The sequence below is a fragment of the Pseudomonas sp. EB271-G4-1 genome, assembly GCF_058791355.1.
Genome location: NZ_JBYTEO010000127.1, coordinates 1 through 5552, shown reverse-complemented (window position 1 = coordinate 5552; position 5552 = coordinate 1). Strand labels below are relative to the sequence as shown.

The window sequence follows — 5552 nt, the reverse complement described above, 5'->3', positions numbered from 1 at the left end:
GTGGGGCAAAGCCTTTTGCTTCCTTTTTGGCGTTTGAAAAAGGGAGTCGCTGTAAAAGCGAAACCATAAGTGGCCGTAACCGCAGCAATGGATATGTACGCAGGCAACCAATTTCACACAGGGCTTCCTGTGACGCCCCCGCATCAACGTTGCGCACGGCTCAATTAATACGTTGTCAGTGGAACGCGGAGCGTCCCTGGCGGCATTCCCACGCAGAGCGTGGGAACGATCAAACCATAAGCCGCCGTTACCCAATGGATATGTACGCAGGCAACCAATTTCACACAGGGCTTCTTGTGACGCCCCCGCATCAACGTTGCGCACGGCTCAATTAATACGTTGTCAGTGGAACGCAGAGCGTCCCTGGCGGCATTCCCACGCAGAGCGTGGGAACGATCAAAGCCGCCGTTACCGCAGCAATGGATATGTACGCAGGCAACCAATTTCACACAGGGCTTCCTGTGACGCTTCGCATCACCGCTGCGAACGGCTCAATTAACGCGTCGTCAGCGGAACGCAGAGCGTCCCGGGCGGCATTCCTTTGCTGCGCGTGGGAACGATCAAAACACAGGCATCACCAAAAGCAGGTCGGCTTTAAGGCCGCCTCGCTTTGGCTGTTGATCGCGAGCGCCCCGTTAACCACGATGGCCGGAGAGAGGGCATGCCGAACCCCAGCGAGGCACCGAGTGGCGGGGGGGATTTACCAGAGCGCCAGGGTATAGCTGAGGATCAGTCGATTCTCATCCAGGTCACTGCCGAAATGGGTCGAGCGCACCGTCGCGTTGCGCCACTTCACGCCGACATTTTTCAGCGGCCCGCTCTGTACGACGTAGCCAATGTCGGTATCCCGTTCCCACTCCTTGCCTTGCGGGCGGTTTGCGCCCAGATCGATGTTGTCGCCGCTGAGGTAGCGGGTCATGAAGGTCAGGCCCGGCACGCCAATGGCCGCAAAGTTGTAGTCGTAGCGCGCCTGCCAGGACTGTTCGTCCTTGCTGGCGAAGTCGCCAATCTGCACGAAGTTCACCAGGAAGGCGTCGGTGCCGTTGACGTAGGCGTAGCCGGTGTCGCCGCTCATGCCTTGATAACCCAGGCCCAACGCATGCCCACCAAGGTTATAGGTGAACATTGCGCCAATAGCGTTGTTATCGACATTGCTGCCCCCATCGTCCGTTGAACGGGCGAAGCGCAGATCCGTCTTCAACGACTGGCCGGTCGTCACTGGCAACACGTAGGTCAGGTTGACCAGGTGCTGGCTGTAGAAGTTGTCGAGGTGACCGTAGCTATAGCCGGTGGCGAGGTTGCTGGTCCATTTGTAGTTCAGGCTGGCGAAATCGAAGCGGTCGCTGTCGATGTGACGTGTGGTGATGCCTTTGGCGCCGGTTCGGGTGATGCCCATGTCCTCGTAGTCCGAGGAGTCGCGCTGATTGACCTGCGTCAGGCGCCCGGCGTCCACGGTCAGGCCTTCGAGTTCCAGCGACGTCAACTGACCGCCCTTGAAGGTTTGCGGCAACAACCGTGAATCGTTAGCCAGTACCGTCGGCAGCTTCGGCAGCAACGTACCGAGTTTCAGTGTGCTTTTGGAGGCGCGCACTTTGGCGGTCAGGCCCAGTTCGCCGTACTCGTCCTGCGCACCCTTGCTCGTGTCGCGATGGCGTTTGAGCAGGCCGGAACCTGCGCGATCAGGGCTGGAGTCGAGCTTGACGCCGACCAGTCCGATGGCATCGAAACCGACACCGATCAACCCTTCGGTGAAGCCCGATTCATAGCGCAGCAGGAAGCCTTGGGCCCATTCCTCTTGTTTGGATTGGGCGGCGTTGGCCTGACGATAATCTCGGTTGAAGTAAAAATTGCGCAGCTCCAGGCTGGCCTTGCTGTCTTTGATGAAGTCCGCATGGGCCTGGGTGGCAAGGCTGGTGCCTGCGAGGAATAGACTGAAAAGGGTAGGTTTCATGTTTGTCTCTTGTTGTTATGGGCAAGCCGATCCCGCACTGGCCGTGGCCGGTGGAGGGAAGGCTGGTTGGCGGTGCCCTGGCCGGGCGGCGCAGGGCGGGCGTAAAAAAGCGCGAAGCCAAGGGGCGCACTCGCGCTCGAGGCATTGGCCCCGGAAACACTGCAGCGTCAGTGACTGCTGGCCATGGCAGCGCCCAGGCCGGTCTGGGCGCGCACGAACTGATCGGCATAGGCCGCGCGTTCACGATCGGCACGCTCGCTGCGGTCCAGCCTGGACACCACCACTATGACCAGGAAGGCCAGGGGCATGGAGAACAGTGCCGGCTGGTCGTAGGGGAAGATCGCCTGGGCATGGCCCAGTACACCGACCCACACCGACGGCGAACCGATGACCAACGCCAGGGCGCTGACCAGGCCGGTCAAGCCGCCGTAGAGGGCGCCGCGGGTGGTCAGGCCACCCCAGTACATGGCCATGATCAGTACCGGGAAATTTGCCGAGGCGGCGATGCCGAACGTCAGGCCGACCAGGAAGGCGATGTTTTGGCCTTCGAACAGAATCCCCAGGGAGATTGCGACAATGCCCAGGCCGACAGTGGCGATGCGCGACACGCGCATTTCCTGCTTCTCGTCCGCCTTGCCCTTCTTGAATACCGAGGCATACAGGTCGTGGGAGATCGCCGAGGCGCCGGCCAGGGCCAGGCCGGCTACCACTGCAAGGATGGTGGCGAAGGCAACGGCGGAAAGGAATCCCAGAAACAGGTTGCCGCCCACCGCTTTGGCCAGGTGCATGGCTACCATGTTGCCGCCGCCTATCATGGCACCACCGAGCTTACCGTCGACGTAGTACTGCGGGTCTGTGCCGACGATGACGATGGCGGTGTAGCCCAGGATGCAGACCACGAGGAAGAAAAAGCCGATGAACACCGTGGCAAACAACACCGATTTGCGCGCCTCCTTGGCATTGGGCACGGTGAAGAAGCGCATCAGGATGTGCGGCAGGCCGGCGATACCGAAGACGAGGCCCAGGGACAGTGACACCGCGTTGACCGGATCGGCCAGCAAGGTGCCCGGGCCCATGATCTGCACGCCGCTGGCATGCACCGCTACGGCCTGGGCCGACAGCGTCTCGAAGCTGAAGCCGAAGCGGCTCAGGGCCATCAACATCAGGGTCGTGCCGCCCGCCAGCAGCAGGACCGCCTTGGTGATCTGCACCCAGGTGGTCGCCAGCATGCCGCCGAAGATCACATAGACCAGCATCAGCAGACCGACCACCACCACCGCCGTACGATAGTCGAGGCCGAACAGCAGCTTGATCAGTTGGCCGGCACCGACCATCTGCACCACCAGGTAGCAACACACCACCGTCAGCGAGCCGAGGGCGGCGAAGCTGCGCACGCGAGTCTGGTCCAGGCGCAGGGAGACGATGTCGGCGAAGGTGTAGCGGCCCAGGTTGCGCAGGCGCTCGGCCATCAGGAAGGTGACGATGGGCCAGCCGACGAAGAAGCCGATGATGTAGATGAAGCCGTCATAGCCCTTGGTGAACACAAGGCTCGAGAGCCCCAGCAACGTGGCGGCAGACATGTAGTCCCCGGCGATCGCCAGGCCATTCTGGAAGCCTGTGATACCGCCTCCGGCGCTGTAGAAGTCGGCAGCGGAACGCGTACGACGGGACGCCCACCAGGTGATCAGCAAAGTGGCGAGGACGAAGACGAAGAACATGCCGATGGCATGCACATTGAGCGGTTGTTTCTCGGCAGTGATGGGGGCGGCGGTGGCCAGCAAGGGGCTGAAGGCGAGCAGGGCGAGTAGGGGTTTCATGCGCGGGTCTCCTGCAGGATCTGCGCGCTGAGCGCGTCGAAGCGGGTGTTGGCGGTGTGCACATACCAGGCGGTCAACAACCAGGACAGCAGGATAATCGCCACGCCAATCGGCATCCCGAGGCTCAGGTGGCTGCCGTCGTACATTGGCAAGTGCAGCCAGGCGGGTGCAAAGGCCACGACCATGATGAAGCTGTAATAAACGGCCAGGACCACGGCGCTCAGGGACCAGGCCAGCAGCGAACGCTGGCGCGTAAGGCGTTGGAAGTTGGGATTGGCCCTGACCTGGGCGCAGATCTGGACATGGTTCGGATGGTCAGTCGTCATCGTGAGGCTCCGCTTTTTTAATTGTTGTTTGTCGGCCTTTTGAGGGGCGTACGGGTACCCGGGCGACGTTCCGAAACGGAGCGTCACCTGAATGCTGCTGGAGTCGTTGCTGCCCTGGCGATCTTCCGGAGGCGAGGGGATGTTGATGGCGAAATCGGGTGCCAACAGTGGGCCCGCCGCATGAACCCGCGGTGGGTACGAATGCGACAGATTGCACTGCCGCGCAGTTGCCTTTTTTTGCCTTGAAAACAGGCTTTTGAGCCTGCATTCAGGCCGTCAGCCCTGATTGAAATCAGGGCCTTTCCGCTTGCGAAATGCTGCTGGTAAAACCAGGCTGGATGCGAGTATATGTTGGCTAATTTCCAATAAGAATTGGCAGAAAAGCCTGATGAATATGCAAAATCGCACAACGCAAAACCAAGTGAATTGGGACGATATGCGTTTCTTTCTCGAGGTCGCCCGTGCGCGCACCGCCAGTGGCGCAGCACGCCGCCTGGGGGTCGACTACACCACGGTGTCGAGGCGCATCCGCGCCCTTGAGCAAAGCCTTGGCGCACTGCTTTTCGAGAAGTCCCGTGCGTCGGGTTTTGTCATGACGGTCGAGGGGCAACGCCTGATCAGTCACGCCGAATCATTGGAAAGTACATTGCTGGCAGCGTGCGAGCAGGTATCGGGAACCACCGCGGGGCTCGCCGGGCATTTGCGCATCGGCTGTACCGAAGCGTTCGGCTCCTGTTTCATCACCACGCAGATGAGCCATTTCATCATCCACTATCCGCACATCTCAGTGGACATCCTGCCGGTCCCGCACTTCGTCAACCTGTCGCGACGCGAGGCGGACATCGCCATCACCCTGGAGCGTCCTGAACGGGGGCCCTACGTGTGCTCGCGCCTGTGCGACTATCGCTTGCGCCTGTATGCGACACCGCAGTACCTGGCCGATCATCCACCGATTACCAGCAGCGAGGATTTGGCCAGTCACCCGTTCGTGACCTATGTCGAGGACCTGGCCTTCAGCTTCAAGCTGCTCTACCTGAACGACCTGCTGCCCGGCGCGCACAGCCGCCTGCGCAGCACCAGCGTAGTCTCCCAGTACCATGCGGCTTTGGAAGGCCGCGCGCTGGCCATTTTGCCCTGCTTCCTCGCCGGTCCCGACCCGCGCTTGTGTGAAGTGCTGCCGGATGAGGTCGAGGTCACTCGACAGTTCTGGATGTACTACAGCGAGGATCTGCGCAAGCTCAAGCGGATCACTCTGGTAGCCGACTATTTGCGTGCCTGCGCGGAACTCAATCAGCCGCTGCTGATGGGCGAGTCCCGTGTGATGGCGTACTTGCCGTCGCCCTGAATCCTGGGTTAACGCATTCAACCGTTCTTGACGATCAGGCGTGAGTTTCGTTCATTGCGAAAGGCCAGTTGTTCAATGGTCTGGGTCGCGTGCTCGGCCTCTTCGCGGGCCTT

4 protein-coding genes are annotated in these 5552 nt (G+C 60.9%); 1 reads left to right on the top strand and 3 read right to left on the bottom strand.

Features of this window, described 5'->3' with window-relative positions:
• Positions 1 to 700 precede the first annotated feature (700 nt).
• The 3 genes from AC3WWR_RS30660 to AC3WWR_RS30650 form a co-directional block, all read right to left on the bottom strand.
• Entirely contained in the window at positions 701 to 1951 is a 1251-nt protein-coding gene (locus AC3WWR_RS30660) for an OprD family porin (RefSeq protein WP_020800833.1), read from the bottom strand.
• A 167-nt stretch (positions 1952 to 2118) separates the two neighbouring features.
• Positions 2119 to 3768 (bottom strand): cation acetate symporter, encoded by a 1650-nt coding sequence (locus tag AC3WWR_RS30655; RefSeq protein WP_033045241.1) that lies wholly within the window; start codon positions 3766 to 3768, stop codon positions 2119 to 2121.
• The gene (locus AC3WWR_RS30650) at positions 3765 to 4094 is read right to left on the bottom strand and encodes a DUF485 domain-containing protein (RefSeq protein WP_020800907.1); all 330 of its coding nucleotides are present in this window, start codon (positions 4092 to 4094) and stop codon (positions 3765 to 3767) included. The genes AC3WWR_RS30655 and AC3WWR_RS30650 overlap by 4 nt, the downstream gene beginning before the upstream one ends.
• A 388-nt stretch (positions 4095 to 4482) precedes the next feature.
• On the opposite strand from AC3WWR_RS30650, the gene AC3WWR_RS30645 reads away from it, so the two are divergent.
• Positions 4483 to 5439: a LysR family transcriptional regulator gene (locus AC3WWR_RS30645; protein WP_080725407.1), complete on the top strand. Its 957-nt coding sequence runs from the start codon at positions 4483 to 4485 to the stop codon at positions 5437 to 5439.
• Positions 5440 to 5552 lie beyond the last annotated feature (113 nt).

Coding starts and splice junctions, on each gene's coding strand:
- AC3WWR_RS30660 (WP_020800833.1), bottom strand. CDS start 1,951: ATGAAACCTACCCTTTTCAGTCTATTCCTCGCAGGCACCAGCCTTGCC.
- AC3WWR_RS30655 (WP_033045241.1), bottom strand. CDS start 3,768: ATGAAACCCCTACTCGCCCTGCTCGCCTTCAGCCCCTTGCTGGCCACC.
- AC3WWR_RS30650 (WP_020800907.1), bottom strand. CDS start 4,094: ATGACGACTGACCATCCGAACCATGTCCAGATCTGCGCCCAGGTCAGG.
- AC3WWR_RS30645 (WP_080725407.1), top strand. CDS start 4,483: ATGAATATGCAAAATCGCACAACGCAAAACCAAGTGAATTGGGACGAT.